Origin of the sequence: Apibacter sp. B2966 (genome assembly GCF_011082485.1) — a bacterium.
Lineage (GTDB): Bacteria > Bacteroidota > Bacteroidia > Flavobacteriales > Weeksellaceae > Apibacter.
Genome location: NZ_CP049714.1, coordinates 50,161 through 68,034, shown reverse-complemented (window position 1 = coordinate 68,034; position 17,874 = coordinate 50,161). Strand labels below are relative to the sequence as shown.

Genomic DNA, 17,874 nt, shown 5'->3' with positions numbered 1-17,874 from the left:
AGTATCGAAACATGAATACCACTGACCAGCAAAATACTAATCAAAATAAAACACAAAAAAATAAAAATTCCGATTTTCTCGAAAATAATTTTTTTAGTTTTGAAAGATTTATTCGAAGGCTTATAAAAAATTGGTATTGGTTTTTAATCGCTTTTATAATTGGATGGACCATAGCCTTTCTAGTCAATCGATTTTCTGATCGATTTTACCAATCTTCTACCACAGTAAGTATATCTTCCGGTACATCAAGCGTTCTGGCACCCAATCAATCCATAAACTTTATTTGGGGAGGAAATTCAGGGGCTACGCAAGGTATATATTATAAAAAATTACTGACTTCAAGAACTCATAACGAAAATTTAGTCAAATCGCTTAATCTATACATAAATTATTATTTAAAAGGTAATTTTAAAACAACAGAAATTGATTATGTGGATGTTCCTTTCAAAATAGTAGTGGATACAAATTATCCCCAATCTTTGTATACAGATATTAAAGTGGATATACTCCCTGATCATAAGTTTAAACTTACTTTTCCTGATAATTTAAATGAAACGTGTTTTCTTTATACAAACGAAAACTATTATATACGTAAAGACAAATATGTAAAAGAACTCATTGTTCCTTTAAATTCATGGGTACAAACAAATAATTTAAAATTTAAATTTGTTAAAAATAACGAATACGGGGGAAGATTTGGAGATAACGTAACGGATCTCAGTTTTTATTTTTACTTATCTACCATAAATCATTCTGTATCCAAAATTAAATCTTTAGTTTCCATAGACTTTGATCAAGACCTTCCATCCATCATGATTATGACAAAGAAAGGATTAAGTTTAAATGGGACTATTAATTTCTTAAATAAATCGGTAGATGAATTAATAAAAAGAAGACTTGAAGATAAAAATAAAGTTAATTTAAATACCATTGATTTTATTAAAAAACAAATCATAATAACAAAAAGAAAATTAGATAGTGCTACGGTTATCTTTCAGAAAGTTCAAATGGATAATAAGATTTTTTCAAAATCTGATGTTAGCACCAATGTTATCTTATCTAAAATACAAGGTTTAGATCTCAAAAGAGAAGAATTAAAATCTAAAATTGAGGCTTTAAATAATTTTAAAAAATCATCTTTTAATAAAAACACTTATTTGAATGGTGATATTTTAGGGATATCGGATAATAATATAGATGGTTTGATGCAAAATGTTCAAACGTTAGAACAAGAAAAAAGAGATTTATTATTAATATATAGAGATCATTCAGAACCTATTAATGAAATAAATTACAAAATTAATAATGCTAAAAATAAGGTTATATCTTTACTAGATAATTCATCTAAAGATCTCGCTACCAATTTAAAAAATGTAAATAATCAAATAAGTAATTTAGAACTCGATATTGAATCTCTTCCGGAAAAAGAACGATTATTTGTCAATGCGCAAAGAGGTTATTTACTAAATGACGGTATATACAATACCCTTTTGGATAAATTATCTGAGGCAGAAATGAGGAAAGCTACTACAATTTCTGATATAACTGTATTAGATAAAGCAAAAAATACGGGACAAGCTCCTATAACTCCAAACATTCAAAAAAATAAATATAAATATATAGGGATATCATTGGTTATTCCTCTTATATTGTTGTTCTTAATCGAACTATTAGATAATAAAATAAAATTAATTTCGGATTTAAAATCGGTTACTAAAATCCCAATTATTGGTACTATCGGACCTAAAAATACCGAAAATAATTTAGCTGTACTGGCACGCCCTAAATCGAGTATTTCTGAAAGTTTTCGAGCTATTAGATCTAATTTGAGGTTTTTATATAATGAAAAGGATGTGAAGGGTGGAAAAGTTTTTTTAATAACTTCTTCTATAGGCAGTGAAGGAAAAACCTTTATAGCAATTAACTTAGCTTCGGTTTTAGCCTTAAGCGGTAAAAAAACGGTTTTAGTTGGAATGGACTTGCGAAAACCTAGAATTTTTGATGACTTTAAAATTAGTAATAAAGTCGGATTATCAGGATATCTTTCCGGATCAAATTCACTTGAAGACATTATTAAAAAAACAGAATATGAAAATTTAGATATTATTCCGGCAGGACCTATACCTCCAAATCCGGGTGAATTATTGATTAGTATGGAAAATGAAGAATTGATTAAAAAATTAAGAACTATGTATGATTATATCATTATAGATTCTCCACCGGTTGGTTTAGTTATTGATGCATACGATCTAATGTCTCTTTCTGATGCCAGAATTTATGTTGCCCGTTGCAATTATACGTATAAACAGCTTTTAAAGGGAATTAACGAGAAATATAATAATGATGAGGTAAACCACATTGGAATTATTTTCAATGATTACGTTAATCCTGGAGGATATGGATATGGGTATGGCTACGGGTATGGATATGGATATGGTTATGGTTATGGTTATTTTGAAGAAGATGAAAACTATGACAATTCATTATTTACTCGAATAAAACGTTTATTTAAAAAATAATAATCAAATAGGTTGGAACATATTCCAACCTTTATTATAAATATATATACCTCAAAATTTCGTATATAACATAATTAATCGTAAGTGAAAAAGCTTATCATTATAGGAGGCGGAGCTTCCGGATTTTTTTTAGCATCCAACATTAATTCCAATAAATGGGAAACAATTATATTAGAACAAGCTAAAAGCCCCCTTCAGAAATTAAAGATATCGGGTGGAGGAAGATGTAATGTTACTAACGCTTGTTTTATACCTAAAAAACTGGTAAAATTCTATCCTAGGGGATCCAAAGAACTTTTAAGTGTTTTCAATCATTTTCAACCATCTGATACATTTGAATGGTTTGCTCAAAAAGGCGTTAATTTAAAAATTGAAAATGATAATAGAGTATTTCCCGAAACTAATTCTTCTCAAACCATTATAGATACATTTATTGAGCAAGCAACCAAAAAAAATATTGAAATTAATTACAATTCAACTGTAATTAACATTAAAAAAATAAATGATAAATTTGAAATAATTACTACTCATTCCACATATTATGCTGATGCCTTAGTAGTTGCAACGGGAAGTTCCTTAAAAATGTGGAAAATCCTAAATCAAATAGGTCATACCATCATTCCTCCTGTCCCTAGCTTATTTACCTTTTTATGTGATGATCCACTGATTCACAACCTACAAGGAATTGCTTTTCCTGAAGCAGAAATACATATTCCTTTATTAAAATACAAAGAATTTGGGCCTTTACTTATCACGCATTGGGGTATAAGTGGACCTGCCGTATTAAAATTATCTGCATGGAGTGCCCGAGAATTATATAATCTTAATTATAAATTTGTTGTACGGGTAAATTGGATTTCTGAAACTTTTGATAAGGTAAAAGAGGCATTAATTCAAGAAAAAGAAAATCATCCCAAAAAATCGATTTATAGTGTAAAACTATACCATTTAACTCATCGATTTTGGAATAATCTTTTAGGACATCTGCAAATTAACGATAAAAATCTAGCCGATTTAAGTAAAAAAGATATTAATAAAATAGCAGAATCACTTACCAATACGCAATTATCCATTAATGGAAAAAATACGCATAAAGATGAATTTGTTACAGCCGGAGGAGTAGATTTGAAAGAAATTGATTTTCGCACCATGCAATCTAAATTAATACCTAATTTATATTTTGCGGGTGAAGTTTTAAATATTGATGCATTAACAGGGGGATTAAATTTTCAAGCATGTTGGAGTGAAGCATATATAATAAGTCAATATCTTAATTCATTAAATTGAAATTTAAATTTTATTTAGTAAATTGTAAAAATAAAATTTGAACTAACTATTATAAGATTTTAACCAAGATTTCATTAGAAACCTATTTAAAACATGTGAAAGATCATATCATATAAATTATTTATTATTTTAAATACCAAAGATCAGTTAGTGCCGACAAGCTACCATTTTATATGCTCTTTTACTAATAAAAAAATAATTTAACTAGTATGAATTTTAAGTATCCGTTCATTTTAAATAAAAACATTATATCCTTATAAAATAACTTTGTAACAATCTTATTATATTTATATTTCATTTTTATACTAACTAAATACTCAAATTATATGAAACCTTTCTATTCTATTTTAATCTTATTGGTATTTAATTTGTCATTTTCACAATCAATAAATTTTGAAACGATAAAAGATAATGTAACGGATAGGAATTCGTCCTATTATTATGATCAATTAATATCTGAATTCTTAAACAATACGTCTGCCTTCCATAATGAGAAAGTTAAATCGTATTATCTTTATTATGGTAAACTATATTCTTCATATTATACTAAGTTTTTGGAAGGAAAAAACAATTACTTAAAATTCATGAAACAAATAGCAGCTAAAAAATATACTAAAGCAGTTATTTTAGGAGAAGAATTACTAAAAAATGATCCGGTTAATCTTACGGTGATTTTAAATCTAATTATATGTTATAATGAGAATAATGAAAATGAAGAAAGATTAAAACTATTAAAAAATCAAGCTGAAATATTAATGAGAGCTATTGCTGATTATGGAGATGGAAAGAATAAGGAAACCGCTTTTAAAGTTATTTCATTAAGTGATGAATTTGCACTTTTAAATTATTTAGGAATTAATCTTGAAATGTATAGTAGAAATTTTGAAAAGCTAAATTCAACTACTATCTTAGATATTTGGACTAAAGAGCAGAAATATCAAAAAGATAAAAGAAATAAAATTTATATAGAAGTTTTTACAGAACCTTCTGTAAAATAGAATAACTGAATCTTCTTTGTAGATCACCACTTAGTTTATAAACTATTAGTGCAAATAACTTATATTTACAAAAATAATATTTATGATAGTCCACGATTTCAGTAAATCTAAATCCATTTTAAATCATTTTGTAGGAGAATTAAGAGATGTCTCTATTCAGAAAGACAGAATGAGATTTAGAAAAAATTTGGAAAGAATAGGTGAAATTTTAGGTTACGAACTAAGTAAGACGCTAGATTACCAAACTGTTAACATTACTACTCCTTTAGGTAGTAAGCCTACAGAATTGATTATCCAGCAACCTGTACTATGTACTATTTTGAGAGCGGGATTACCTTTACATCAAGGAATGATGAATTTTTTTGATCAAGCAGAAACCACATTTGTATCCGCATTTAGACATCATCCGAACAGTAATAAAGAATTTGAAATAGTGGTTGAATATTTGGCAACTCCTTCTTTACAAGATAAAACATTAATAATTTCAGATCCTATGCTGGCTACCGGTGAATCTTTGGCAAATGTTTATGAAGTTTTATTAAGTCAAGGAAAGCCCAAGAAAGTACATATTGTTGCAGCCATAGGCTCCAAACCGGGAATTGATTACATTAAAACTAAATTACCTGAAAATTCAGAACTATGGATTGCGTCTGTTGATGATGAATTAGATGAAAACAAATATATCGTACCCGGATTAGGAGATGCCGGTGATTTGGCTTTTGGAAAAAAATTATCCAAATAGATAAAGCGGATTGTTTTTTTAGCTAAAATAATAAAATAAAAAAAAGAGTAACGTTTAATTTAACTTACTCTTTTTTTGATTGAATAATTATTAATAACTATTTAAAAATAAATAAAAATATCTTTTTTAAAATTTCAAAATTTATTTTTTGAAATATTCTTCTTCGTAATCACAGATTCGTTGAACTTTTGGAGCAGAACCGCCACCGCTAAATTCTGACTCTAACCAAGTATTCAACAAACTTTTCGCAAGTTCATGCCCAATTACTCGTTCACCAAAACAAATAATTTGTGCATTATTACTTTTTCTTGCTCTTTCAGCAGAAAAAGGATCATGACAAACCGCTGCTCTAACTCCCGGTATTTTATTGGCTGTTATTGCCATTCCAATACCCGTTCCACACGTTAACACAGCTCTTTCAAATTCTCCTGCTGCCACAGCCTTTGCTACTTTTGCTGCAACATCCGGATATAAAACCACCTCTCCTTTTTCAGCACCAAAGTCTTTGACTTCATATCCTAATTTTTCTAAATGATCTTTTAAGACAATTTTTAAAGCATACGCTGCCTCATCGCAGCCTATTGCTATTTTTTTCTTACTCATAATATTGTTTGTGTGTTTTAGTTAAATCTTTATTAAGATTTCTTTAACAAATATAAGTACTATTTAGCAGTTTACCAACAGAAATTTTAATTTTTATTCACAATTGTAAATAATTTCACCTTTAAGTTAGCAAAAAAATATTTTGTAAAAAATTACAATACAATTAAATACATTAAAAAAATCAAGTAAAAATCTGATGAAAATTTTTTATTGATTTCTTAAAATTATCTTAAGAAAAAAATAAATGTTAATAAAATTAATACTATTGAAAAGTAAAGTTTCTTTATTTCACGGAAGCAAATTTTAAAAATCTTGATAGAAATTAAGATAAATAGGTAAATTATGAACAGGGTAGCCGGATCAATTAATACACAATTTGTTTATAAATAATTTAGCAAAAATTATAATTCATCCTTTAAAAATTTTGCAGTATAACTGCTTTTATTTTTAACTACTTCTTCCGGGGTACCTTGTGCAATTATTTTACCTCCTTTATCTCCCCCTTCCAATCCGATGTCAATAATATAATCTGCTGCCTTAATAACATCGAGGTTATGCTCGATAATAATAATTGAATTACCTAAATTTACCAAACGATTGATTACTTCCATTAAAATTCTGATATCTTCAAAATGTAAGCCTGTAGTTGGCTCATCCAATATATAAATGGTATTCCCTGTTTGTTTTTTACTTAATTCTTTAGCTAATTTAACACGTTGAGCTTCCCCTCCCGATAGGGTTGTTGATTGCTGTCCTAAAGTAATATAACCTAAACCTACTTCTTGTAAGGTTTTAATGATGCGATGAATTTTAGGGATTGGCTGGAAAAAATCTACAGCTTCATCTATGGTCATATCCAATACATCTGAAATAGATTTACCTTTGTATCTTACCTCTAAAGTTTCTCTGTTAAATCGTTTTCCATGACAGGCTTCACAATGAACATATATATCCGGTAAAAAATTCATTTCAATCAATTTCAATCCGGAACCTTGACAAACTTCACATCTTCCTCCTTTCACATTAAAAGAAAACCTACGCAATTGATATCCTCTTATCTTTGATTCAGGCAATTGAGCAAACAAGTTTCGTATATCTGTAAAAACTCCTGTATAGGTTGCAGGATTGGATCTTGGAGTTCGACCAATTGGCGATTGGTCTACATCTACAATCTTGTCTAAAAATTCTATGCCTTCTATCTTCTTATAAGGAAGAGGTTCTTTTTCAGCACGATAGAAATGTTTATTTAATATAGGATATAATGTGTTGGTTATTAACGAAGATTTTCCACTACCGGAAACTCCGGTTATGCAAACCAATGACCCTAAAGGTATATCCAGGGTTACATTTTTTAAATTATTTCCTGTACATCCTATCAATTTTATATGATTACCATTTCCTTTTCTTCGTTCCTCGGGTATGGGAATTTGTAACTCTCCATTAATATATTTTGCAGTTAATGTATTTGCTTTTGATATATTTTGTGGTTTTCCTTCCCAAACTACCTCACCTCCTCCCTTTCCGGCCAACGGTCCCATATCTATTACATAGTCTGCATTTAGGATCATATCTTTATCATGTTCCACTACTAAAACAGAGTTTCCTAAATCTCTAAGTTTTTTTAAAGAGTCTATTAATTTAATATTATCGCGTTGATGTAGACCAATGCTGGGCTCATCCAAAATGTATAAAACATTGACCAATTGAGAACCAATTTGTGTAGCCAAACGTATTCTTTGAGATTCTCCACCGGATAAGGTCTGCGAGGGCCGATCCAAACTAAGATAATCTAAACCAACGTCAACTAAAAAACTAAGTCTCTTGGAAATTTCTTGAATTAAATCTTTAGCTATTATTTGGTTATTTTCAGATAATTTTGAAGGCAGTTCATGAATCCATTCACTTAATTTTTGTAAAGAAAAACGGGCTATTTCCGAAATGTTTTTGTTATCAATCTTAAAAAATAAACTTTCTTTTTTTAAGCGTGCTCCCTCACAAACCGGACAAATTCTGTCTTCAAATACCTGAGTTTTAAATTTTTGAGATTCTTCTTCATCTTTTCCGGTGGACAAACGAGTTATATAATCAATGATTCCTTCAAAATTTACTTTATAGGTTTTCTTAATTTGAGCATAATCTAAATCTAAGGTAACCTTATCATTTATTCCATAGAGGATTTCATCTTTTGACTGTTCAGAAAGTTTTTCCCACGGAGTAGACATTGTAAAACCATTCTTTTTTAGGATAACATCTATTTGAGATAAGATCCATCCGGTATGACTAAGTTCTTCAAAAATTGGAAAAACGTTTTTGTCAAAAGATAATTTGGGATTGGGCACCAACTTATTTATATTGATTTCCTTAACTCTTCCTAATCCGTTACAGTGCTCACACGCTCCTTTAGGAGAATTAAAAGAAAAAGTATTTGGCTCAGGCATTTGGTAAGAAATCCCGGTACTGGGACACATTAAATTACGACTAAAATATTTTCCCTGATCCTCTCCTTGCTTCAAAAGCATTATGGTACCCTCTCCATATTGCATGGCTAAACGTATCGATTGTATGATCCGTTGAGTATTCTCTTTTGTATCTATAATCAGCTTATCTATTACAACCTCAATATCGTGAATCTTATAACGGTCTAATTTCATATCCGGAACAATGTCCAATAATTCTCCATCAACTCTAACTTGTAAAAAACCCTTTTTAGCCAGATTTGCAAACAACTCTCTATAATGTCCTTTTCTTGATCTAATTAATGGTGCTAAAACTAACACCTTTTCTCCTGAAAAATCTTTATAAATTAAATCAGTAATTTGATCTTCCGAATAAGTAACCATTTTTTCACCCGTCTTGTATGAATATGCGTCCGAAGCTCGGGCATATAACAATCGAAAAAAGTCATACAATTCTGTTACGGTTCCTACAGTTGAACGTGGGTTTTTCGATGTGGTTTTTTGTTCAATAGCTATAACGGGAGATAATCCATCTATTTTATCTACATCCGGACGATCTAAAGTTCCCAAAAATTGACGTGCATAGGCTGAAAATGTTTCAATATATCGTCTTTGACCTTCTGCATATATTGTATCAAAAGCCAACGAAGATTTTCCACTTCCGCTTAAACCGGTAATTACTACTAATTGATTTCTGGGAATTTTAAGAGAAATATCTTTGAGGTTATGTTCTCTTGCTCCATAAATATTTATATAATCCTGATTCATTATAGGTTATCTCAAGTTAATTGATTAACTGACTTAAATTAAAGTAGTGCGCAAAGATATGAAAATTTGCTTCTTTTTATTTAAATCTGTAGTTAACATATTATGTATAAATAACACAAATAATCATACCAAATCTTTGACATATATATGTTCTGAAAAATTAGGTAAATTTGAACCTATAATTAATCATCAAGGGTTATTCCAATTTTATAAAATATACATTACAAGCAAGTAGTAATGAGATAATTAAATCCCGTATTTTATAGAGGAAATAATTCTTATATATCCCTCTAATTAAAAGTTTTAGTTTTTGATATTTTATAATTTTAACCAATCAAAATTTAGTTAATTAAATTAGTAACGTTCAAACCGGCTAATGCTAAATTATTGTAATTTTGCAAGTTTTAATTGAATTGATAACCATGAAAGAATACGTTTTTGAATTAGTTCGACAAATACGCTTCGTTGATATTATTGAATTTATAGGAACATTTGCTTTTGCAATCAGTGGTGTTCGGGGTGCTGCAACAAAAAAATGCGATTGGTTTGGTGCTTTTGTTTTAGGTTTTGTTACTGCCGTTGGAGGAGGAACTTTTCGAGACCTTCTTTTGGGTATAACTCCTTTTTGGATGCTTAATAGTATTTATGTATGGTGTACTCTTTTCTCTTTGTTATTTTATATATTTCTACGTGAGCATCTTAATCATTTAAATAGTTTCTTTTTTTGGAGTGATAGTATAGGTCTTGGATTATTTGTTGTTGTAGGCGCTGAAAAGGCTATGTTGTTAGGATATGACTCTTGGGTCATAGTGATTATGGGAACTATTACAGCTGTTTTAGGTGGAGTAATTCGCGATATTCTTTTAAATAAAGTCCCTCGAATCTTTAAACGTGAAATTTATGCTTCTCCCTGTATAGTTGGAGGTATTTTTTTTGTAACGCTTCAATTCTTCAACTTTAATTTACCTTTTATTAGTGCTGTAACTATCGGAATTGTAGTTTTATTAAGATATATAGCAGTTAGATGGGATTTGCAAATCCCTAAACTTAAAAGTGAAAAACTTTAAATCATAGTATGTCTTTACTTTATAACCTAAATTTATAAATTAATTAAGAAGTTAGATCATTTCAATTGAAAAATTTAAAATATACACTACTATATAAAAAGAAAAAGGGAGTTTAAACACTCCCTTTTTTAATATCCTATGGTAAATCTTTGTTGATGATGTTTTGGATTTTCAAGTTCGTCGACCATAGCTTTCGCATAATCCTGAACAGATATTTTACTGTTCCCTTGATCATCTGTAATAAGATTGTCTAATCCTAAACGATATTTTCCTGTTCTTTCTCCCGGCTCTATAGTTCCGGCAGGTGAAAAGAAAACCCAATCCAGTTCTTTTTCCGGTAAAAATTGATCTTTTAAGACTAATGCTAAGGCTTTAACTCCCGGTAAAATTTCATCAGGAATGGCTCCTGAATCTACAACGGTTTTACCCGGAGCTACCAATAAGCTTCCTGCTCCACCAACCGCTTGTAATCTCTTAATACCCGCTTTTTTAACAGCCTCAATTATTGATTGATATCCTTTTATTGTATCATCGTAAATATTGGGATTAGTCCAGCCCGGATTATATGCACTTATTACTGCATCATTATTTTTTAATACTTCAGCTAATTTATCTGTGTCAAATACATCTGCACTTACCACTTTTAAATTTTTATCGTCATTCTTAATTTTATCAGCCGAACGAACGATTGCTGTTACTTGGTACCCTCTGCTCAGTAATTCTTTTACTAATTGTGACCCTATAAATCCTGAGGCACCTATTAATGCTACTTTTTTCATAATTTGTATACTAATATTAATAATTTATTCTTTGATAACTTATTTTCATATAATAAATGAGATTTCCATATTTGTTTTACCTAAAATTTCATGCTGAAATCTAGAAGGGTTACTCCTTCCAGTTTTTTAAATACTACCTCTTCAATAGTTTCATTCAATTCGCAAATGTTTTGATTAATTTTTTTTCCAACACAACATAAAGGATTGGGAGATGGTAAAAGTTTTCCTACTAGCGATTGATTGTAAACACTTAAATAAATTTCAGACAATGCAATTTTTTCAGGAGATTTTAATAATCTACTTCCCCCGTTCTTTCCTTCTTTTGTTTCAATAAAACCATGTTTTTGAAGGTTGGATAATTCATTCCTGACTATAACAGGATTAAGATTTAAACTTCCTGCTATATAAGCTGACGGTAGCCATTGATCCAAATTTTTTGCCAAAAGAGTAAGTATATGCATGGAAACTGTAAAATGGCGATCATTCATTACTGTAATATTTTTAATTACAGTTCAAATATAAGCTTTTTTTATAAAATATTTACATATTTATTAAGTTATTCAATATTTATTAAAATAAATTAGTAAACTATTATTCTAATTATTTTGTATTGTCTCTATTTCAAAATGAATTAGTTTCCGATATTTAACTTTTATTTACTAATTATACAGATCTTATAATAACAGACATTAAAAAAAAAGGGATTCAAAGAAATGTTACAGTGATAAGATACAACAAAAAAAGAGCTATTAAAATAGCTCTTTAATAAGTATAAATATATTAGTAAATTCTATTTCTTAAGAAAACAGGTCTTTAAAACAATACTTGAACCGTCAATTTTACAATCTACTTCTTCCGGATTATCAGTTAATCGGATGCTTTTTACTTTAGTTCCTCTTTTAATTACCATAGAAGAACCTTTTACTTTAAGATCTTTAATGACTGTAACCGCATCTCCATCTTGAAGTTCAGCTCCGTTGCTATCTTTAACTATTGAATTACCTGCCGATTCTTCTCCCGACCATTCATAAAAACAATCCGGGCATACGTAGGAAGTACCATCAAAATAAACATTTTCCATTGAACATTTTGGGCACTTTAAAACATCTGTCATTATTTTTTCTTTTTAAAGATTACTAAATTTAATTGGGTTGCAAATATAACTTATTTAAACGCAGAGAACAAATATTCAATTTACTATTACATTTATATTATTCTTTTTTCTAATTATTTACAAAGTATTTTTCAAAATTTTTAAAAACATGTATTTATAGTTTTTTTTATAACTATATAAATTATTCTTTAATTTATAAGATTCTTTTTGTCAAAATAAAAAAGTTTACCTTTGTTTTATTTCGACAAATTCATTTACCATGAAAGATAGAATTGTTGTAAAGATTGGAAGTCAGCTGTTAACCCGTAAGGATGAAACTCTTGACATTACCCAAATGTCTGATATCGTTGATCAGATAGCCGAACTTCATAAAAATAATACGGAAATCATTCTGGTTTCATCCGGTGCAGTAGCGTCTGGTAAAAATGAATTTAAAACCCATTCAAAACTTGACAGTATTTCAGCTCGCCAGTTATATTCTTCTGTTGGACAGGTAAAATTAATTCATAGATATTACGACCTATTTAATCAACACGGGATTCTATGCGGACAAATCTTAGCAACTAAAGAAGATTTTTCAACACGTAGGCATTATCTAAATCAAAGAAATTGCATGAATATTATGCTTGAAAATCATGTGATTCCAATTGTAAATGAAAACGATGCGATTTCCGTTAATGAACTTATGTTTACGGATAACGACGAATTATCAGGCTTGATAGCTGCTATGATGGATTGCAAAAAATTGATTATTTTAAGTAATATCGATGGAATTTATACCGGCGATCCTTCAGACCCTGAATCTAAGCTTATAAAAGAAATAGACAATTCAAGTGATTCTGTTGAGGATTATATACAATCTAAGCGGTCGACTACCGGAAGGGGCGGAATGAAAACCAAATATAATATAGCTAGAAAAGTAGCAGAAGAAGGTATAGAAGTTATTATTGCCAATGGAAGGATAAAAAACATCATTTCCAGACTTGTAAATGGTGTTGACACACCTTCCACCCGATTTATTCCGGCGTCTAAAGAAATTTCGGGCGTAAAAAAATGGATCGCCCATTCTGAAGGTTTCGCTAAAGGAGAAATACATATTAATGAAGGAGTAAGAAAAGCTTTATTAAATTTTAAAGCCGTCAGCATATTGCCTGTAGGCGTAAATCGGATAGTCGGAAATTTTGAAAGTGATGATATTGTTCGCATTATTGATCACACCGGAAAACAAATTGGAATAGGCAGATCTTCCTATTCCAGCGAAAAAGCGAAAGAAATTTTAGGACAGGCCAACAATAAGCCGATCATACATTACGACTATTTATATATTGAAAAATAAATGATGTCTTCTATTCAACAAAATATTTTTACCTCATCCGTTAAAGCGGTAAATGAACTAAATTTAGTTGATATTGATAAAATCAACCAAGTTTTAGAAGTTCTTGCCAAAGAAACTGAAAATTCTATTCCCTATATTCTTTCTGAAAATAAGAAAGATATAGAAAGGATGTCTACTTCCGATCCGAAATTTGATCGGTTGCTTTTAACTGAAGAACGCATACAAGATATAGCAAAAGATATTCGCAAAGTTGCCTCTCTTCCCTCTCCTGTTGGAAAAATAATTTCAGAAAAAATTCTATCCAATGGTCTTAAGTTATCTAAAATTACAGTTCCTTTCGGAGTTATAGGAATTATTTATGAAGCCAGACCGAATGTAAGTTTCGATGTATTTTCTTTGTGTTTAAAATCGGGTAATGTTTGTATTTTGAAAGGAGGCTCTGATGCTTTTTTTTCTAATACAGCGATTGTTTCGATTATTAAGAGGGTTTTACTACAAGAGGGTTTGAATCCCGATATTTGTAATTTATTGCCCGCTGATCGTTCTTCGACTTTACAATTATTGAACGCAAGTAATTATATTGATCTTCTTATTCCGAGAGGAAGTAAAGAGCTTATTAATTTTGTTCGTGAAAATTCAAAAATACCAGTAATCGAAACCGGTGCAGGAGTATGTCATACTTATTTCCACCGGGAAGGTAATTTAGAAATAGGAAAAGAGATCATCTTTAATGCTAAAACCCGAAAAGTTAGCGTTTGCAATTCGTTGGATTGCTTACTTATTGATAAGGAAAGAATACAGGACCTTCCCGATTTGTGTAAAAAATTAATTGAGAAAAAAGTAGTTATTTACGCGGATGAACCTGCATACGCTCAATTAGAAAACTCTTATACCTCCAATTTACTGCATAAAGCAACTTCCGCAAATTACGGAATGGAATTCTTGGATTATAAAATGTCTATAAAAACGGTAAATTCTATTAATGAAGCAATTGAACATATAGCGAACTACGGATCCAAACATAGTGAAGCAATAATAAGTGAAAATAAATCATGTATAAAAATTTTTGAAAAGCTGGTAGATGCCGCTTGTATTTATGTTAATACTTCTACTGCCTTCACAGATGGCGCACAATTCGGAATGGGAGCAGAAATAGGGATCAGCACGCAGAAAATGCATGCACGAGGTCCTATGGCTCTGGATGAATTATGTTCTTATAAGTGGATTGTAGAAGGTAACGGTCAAATAAGACCGTAAATAATTCAGATAGTAGCTAGATTGTTTTATTTCTTAAATTAATAATTTTTTCGGTTTTTAAATTCAGTATAAAAATTGGAATTAAAAAAAGATGAATGCTTTATCTTTATATGAAAAAAATTCATTAAATATAAATTTTTGAAAATAATAAAAGGCAATGGATGAATTAAATTTTAATCAGTAGTAAAATTTAATTCATCCATTACAAATACAAAATATATATTAATTAAAATCAGTTCCTATTCAAAATATCTAGCTATTAATTAGTTATTTTTTCATCACCGTTTTTCAATCTCATCCTAAAATCTTCGAAGCATCCAAAACTATTTTCACTAAAAACAATAACGAAACAATATAAACCGTTGGAGTAACCTCTTTTCTTCTGCCTCCTAATACTTTTAATAAAGTAAAGCTTAGCATACCAAATACAATACCTTCCGCTATACTAAATGTAAAAGGCATAAAAATTATGGTTAAAAATGCGGGTAAACCTTCCGTGATATCATTAAAATTAATTTTTACAACAGAAGAAATCATAAAGAGACCGACAATAATTAATGCCGGAGCTGTGGCAGCTGCCGGAACTAATAAAAATATAGGTGCTAGAAATAAAGATAAAAAGAACATCAAAGCTGTACTAACTGCTGTAAGACCGGTACGTCCTCCGGAGGCTACTCCGGAAGCACTTTCTACATATGAAGTAATCGTGCTGGTACCCAAGATCGCTCCAACCGTCGTTCCCAATGCATCAGACAATAATGCTTTTTTCATTTGAGGAAAATTTCCTTCTTCATCCGTGAATCCCAATTTAGATACAACTCCTATTAATGTTCCAATCGTATCAAACAAATTAACAAATAGAAAAGTGAAAACTACAATCAACATATCCACTGAAAATATTTTGTCCCATCCTTCAGAAGAAAACATTGGTTCGACAGCTTTACCAAATATCGGTTCAATGGAAGGAGGCATGCTTACCAATGAACCTGGTAATTGTATGTCGCCCAACAAATAGCTGAATAAAGTGGAAACTACAATTCCCGCTAAGATAGATCCATTTATATTCCGCGAATGAAGTACAGCCGTAACCAACAATCCCGCAAAAGCAATCCATACCGAATGTTGTTTAAAATCACCTAAAGCAAGAAAAGTATTGGGATCAGAAACAATGATATTCGCTCCTTTTAGTCCTATTAAAGTAATAAATAATCCAATTCCAACAGGGATTGCCTCTTTCAGTACTCTAGGAATGCTTTTAACTATCATTTCCCTGACATTCAAAAAAGTAAGAATTATAAATATAAGCCCCTCTATAAAAACAGCTGTTAGAGCAAATTGCCAAGAATATCCAAGTCCTAAAACTACAGAAAAAGCAAAAAAGCTGTTCAGTCCCATTCCGGGTCCTTGAGCTATGGGCAATTTTGCCAATATTCCCATTAACAACGTCGCAAAAATAATAGCTAACGTAGTTCCTGTAAAAAGAGCTTCTCTATCCATTCCCGTTTCCGATAAAATACTAGGATTGACTATCAAAGCATAGGACATGGTTAAAAAAGTGATGATCCCGGCTACTAATTCTTTTTTAATAGTTGTACCATTTTCGGATAGCTTAAAATATCCGTCTAGAAAAGTTTTCATGTTATCAGTTTAGTTTAGTTTAGTAAAAAGCAAAAGTACTAACAAATAAGTAATATTGGTTAGTGTTTTTGTGTGTAAAGGCTGCCTTTCCACTCATTTAATCAATTGCAATTTTTATTTAATTAATTATCAGTTTATTAAAATCTAAAGTTAAAAGCTCTTCGGGTAAAATCGTATTGAAAAAGACTTGAACGGCTTCTTCTTTTAGTATGGATATATCGGTATAACGATTGGAAAAATGCCCTAATATTAATACTTTAACGTTTGCCATTTTTGCTATTTCTGCGGCTTGATGTGCTGTGGTATGTCCTGTTTTAGAAGCTAATTCTCTTAATTCATCTAAAAAAGTAGCTTCATGGTATAAAACATCTACCCCTTTAATTAACGGGACTATATTGGGACTGAATTTAGTATCTGAACAAAAGGCATAGCTGTAAGAATGTTTAGGAGGAAGGGTAAGATACTCATTTTTTATGATATCTCCGGATTGAGTTATAAAATCTTTACCTAATTTCAAATTATGATAATCGCATACTTCAATTTCGGGATTGTATTTAATTACATCCATATTAAGCCTTCTCGGCTTTACTTTTTCTTTAAACAGAAATCCATTGGTGTAAATACGATGGTTTAATGGAATCGTCCAAACACACAATTTATTATTTTCATAAATTAATTCACTTTTTAAAGAAGTCAGTTCAATAAAGTTAATATCAAACTGATTACTACTCTCAGTTAATAGTAATTGAACTTTAATTAATTTTTTAATTCCTTTGGGCCCATAAATGGTTAAAGGTTCGGTTCTTCCCAATAAATGAAAGGAAGATATAAGTCCGATCAAACCAAAAACATGATCGCCATGCAGATGAGAAATAAATATAGTATTTATATGGGTAAATTTTACTCTTGCTTTTCTAAGTTGTACTTGAGTCCCTTCTCCACAATCTATTAGAAAATATTGGTTATTACATTCTAATAACTGAGATGTAGGATTGGTACGAACAGTGGGAACCGCTGAGTTATATCCTAAAATAGTAAGTTTCATAAATTTTAAGTTGTATTTTTGAGTTTTTACAAACTATTACCTTACTAATATTTTTCATAAAAATACATGATTTTTTTCATTTGATAAATAAAAAATTAATTTTTAAGCCACTTTTTTTTACGCTTTTTTTTCATTTTTAACGCATTTTTTAAGAAAAATAAGTGATTTTTTAATGAATTTTTTCTTAATTAAATTAGTGCAAAATACTAAATTTCAAACAATTACATTTTCAAAAAATGTTTTTTAAAGAAAAAAATTACAATTT

14 protein-coding genes are annotated in these 17,874 nt (G+C 29.9%); 7 read left to right on the top strand and 7 right to left on the bottom strand.

Annotated features, from left to right (window positions below; all coding sequences use genetic code 11):
- Positions 1-11 precede the first annotated feature (11 nt).
- From G8C43_RS00255 to upp, 4 genes are all read left to right on the top strand, one after another.
- The gene (locus G8C43_RS00255) at positions 12-2,519 is read left to right on the top strand and encodes an exopolysaccharide transport family protein (protein WP_166003245.1); all 2,508 of its coding nucleotides are present in this window, start codon (positions 12-14) and stop codon (positions 2,517-2,519) included.
- Positions 2,520-2,603: 84 nt separating this feature from the next.
- On the top strand, positions 2,604-3,806 hold the full coding sequence (locus G8C43_RS00250; RefSeq protein WP_166003243.1) for an NAD(P)/FAD-dependent oxidoreductase: 1,203 nt from the start codon (positions 2,604-2,606) through the stop codon (positions 3,804-3,806).
- Positions 3,807-4,132: 326 nt separating this feature from the next.
- The gene (locus tag G8C43_RS00245; RefSeq protein ID WP_166003241.1) at positions 4,133-4,804 is read left to right on the top strand and encodes a DUF4919 domain-containing protein; all 672 of its coding nucleotides are present in this window, start codon (positions 4,133-4,135) and stop codon (positions 4,802-4,804) included.
- Between the two features lie 82 nt (positions 4,805-4,886).
- Positions 4,887-5,546: a uracil phosphoribosyltransferase gene (upp, locus tag G8C43_RS00240; RefSeq protein ID WP_166003239.1), complete on the top strand. Its 660-nt coding sequence runs from the start codon at positions 4,887-4,889 to the stop codon at positions 5,544-5,546.
- Positions 5,547-5,687: 141 nt separating this feature from the next.
- Here the strand turns inward: upp and rpiB are convergent, their stop codons facing one another.
- Together rpiB and uvrA are read right to left on the bottom strand one after the other, a co-directional pair.
- Positions 5,688-6,149 carry a ribose 5-phosphate isomerase B gene (gene rpiB / locus G8C43_RS00235; RefSeq protein WP_105297045.1) on the bottom strand — a complete coding sequence of 154 codons (462 nt, stop codon included), beginning with the start codon at positions 6,147-6,149 and terminating at the stop codon, positions 5,688-5,690.
- A gap of 401 nt (positions 6,150-6,550) precedes the next feature.
- Positions 6,551-9,373, bottom strand: coding sequence for an excinuclease ABC subunit UvrA (uvrA, locus tag G8C43_RS00230; RefSeq protein WP_166003237.1), 2,823 nt, complete (start codon positions 9,371-9,373; stop codon positions 6,551-6,553).
- A gap of 422 nt (positions 9,374-9,795) precedes the next feature.
- On the opposite strand from uvrA, the gene G8C43_RS00225 reads away from it, so the two are divergent.
- Positions 9,796-10,440 (top strand): trimeric intracellular cation channel family protein, encoded by a 645-nt coding sequence (locus G8C43_RS00225; protein ID WP_105297047.1) that lies wholly within the window; start codon positions 9,796-9,798, stop codon positions 10,438-10,440.
- A gap of 128 nt (positions 10,441-10,568) precedes the next feature.
- Here the strand turns inward: G8C43_RS00225 and G8C43_RS00220 are convergent, their stop codons facing one another.
- The 3 genes from G8C43_RS00220 to G8C43_RS00210 all read right to left on the bottom strand — a co-directional run bounded on the left by G8C43_RS00220 (position 10,569) and on the right by G8C43_RS00210 (position 12,333).
- Positions 10,569-11,219: an NAD(P)-dependent oxidoreductase gene (locus tag G8C43_RS00220; RefSeq protein ID WP_160542362.1), complete on the bottom strand. Its 651-nt coding sequence runs from the start codon at positions 11,217-11,219 to the stop codon at positions 10,569-10,571.
- An 80-nt stretch (positions 11,220-11,299) separates the two neighbouring features.
- A complete protein-coding gene (locus G8C43_RS00215; protein ID WP_166003235.1) occupies positions 11,300-11,707 on the bottom strand; it encodes an Rrf2 family transcriptional regulator in 408 nt (135 codons plus the stop codon).
- A 302-nt stretch (positions 11,708-12,009) separates the two neighbouring features.
- Entirely contained in the window at positions 12,010-12,333 is a 324-nt protein-coding gene (locus G8C43_RS00210; protein ID WP_105297050.1) for a zinc ribbon domain-containing protein YjdM, read from the bottom strand.
- A 259-nt stretch (positions 12,334-12,592) separates the two neighbouring features.
- On the opposite strand from G8C43_RS00210, the gene proB reads away from it, so the two are divergent.
- Together proB and G8C43_RS00200 are read left to right on the top strand one after the other, a co-directional pair.
- Positions 12,593-13,669, top strand: coding sequence for a glutamate 5-kinase (gene proB, locus G8C43_RS00205; protein WP_166003232.1), 1,077 nt, complete (start codon positions 12,593-12,595; stop codon positions 13,667-13,669).
- Positions 13,670-14,926: a glutamate-5-semialdehyde dehydrogenase gene (locus G8C43_RS00200; protein ID WP_166003230.1), complete on the top strand. Its 1,257-nt coding sequence runs from the start codon at positions 13,670-13,672 to the stop codon at positions 14,924-14,926.
- Between the two features lie 294 nt (positions 14,927-15,220).
- Here G8C43_RS00200 and G8C43_RS00195 read toward each other — a convergent pair whose 3' ends face one another.
- Positions 15,221-16,564 carry an NCS2 family permease gene (locus G8C43_RS00195; protein ID WP_160542365.1) on the bottom strand — a complete coding sequence of 448 codons (1,344 nt, stop codon included), beginning with the start codon at positions 16,562-16,564 and terminating at the stop codon, positions 15,221-15,223.
- Between the two features lie 118 nt (positions 16,565-16,682).
- A complete protein-coding gene (locus G8C43_RS00190) occupies positions 16,683-17,609 on the bottom strand; it encodes a ribonuclease Z (protein WP_166003228.1) in 927 nt (308 codons plus the stop codon).
- Positions 17,610-17,874 lie beyond the last annotated feature (265 nt).

What these genes read in the sequence shown, in the direction of transcription:
- G8C43_RS00255 (WP_166003245.1), top strand. Translation starts at nt 12, where the DNA reads ATGAATACCACTGACCAGCAAAATACTAATCAAAATAAAACACAAAAA.
- G8C43_RS00245 (WP_166003241.1), top strand. Translation starts at nt 4,133, where the DNA reads ATGAAACCTTTCTATTCTATTTTAATCTTATTGGTATTTAATTTGTCA.
- upp (WP_166003239.1), top strand. Translation starts at nt 4,887, where the DNA reads ATGATAGTCCACGATTTCAGTAAATCTAAATCCATTTTAAATCATTTT.
- rpiB (WP_105297045.1), bottom strand. Translation starts at nt 6,149, where the DNA reads ATGAGTAAGAAAAAAATAGCAATAGGCTGCGATGAGGCAGCGTATGCT.
- uvrA (WP_166003237.1), bottom strand. Translation starts at nt 9,373, where the DNA reads ATGAATCAGGATTATATAAATATTTATGGAGCAAGAGAACATAACCTC.
- G8C43_RS00225 (WP_105297047.1), top strand. Translation starts at nt 9,796, where the DNA reads ATGAAAGAATACGTTTTTGAATTAGTTCGACAAATACGCTTCGTTGAT.
- G8C43_RS00220 (WP_160542362.1), bottom strand. Translation starts at nt 11,219, where the DNA reads ATGAAAAAAGTAGCATTAATAGGTGCCTCAGGATTTATAGGGTCACAA.
- G8C43_RS00215 (WP_166003235.1), bottom strand. Translation starts at nt 11,707, where the DNA reads ATGAATGATCGCCATTTTACAGTTTCCATGCATATACTTACTCTTTTG.
- G8C43_RS00210 (WP_105297050.1), bottom strand. Translation starts at nt 12,333, where the DNA reads ATGACAGATGTTTTAAAGTGCCCAAAATGTTCAATGGAAAATGTTTAT.
- proB (WP_166003232.1), top strand. Translation starts at nt 12,593, where the DNA reads ATGAAAGATAGAATTGTTGTAAAGATTGGAAGTCAGCTGTTAACCCGT.
- G8C43_RS00200 (WP_166003230.1), top strand. Translation starts at nt 13,670, where the DNA reads ATGATGTCTTCTATTCAACAAAATATTTTTACCTCATCCGTTAAAGCG.
- G8C43_RS00195 (WP_160542365.1), bottom strand. Translation starts at nt 16,564, where the DNA reads ATGAAAACTTTTCTAGACGGATATTTTAAGCTATCCGAAAATGGTACA.
- G8C43_RS00190 (WP_166003228.1), bottom strand. Translation starts at nt 17,609, where the DNA reads ATGAAACTTACTATTTTAGGATATAACTCAGCGGTTCCCACTGTTCGT.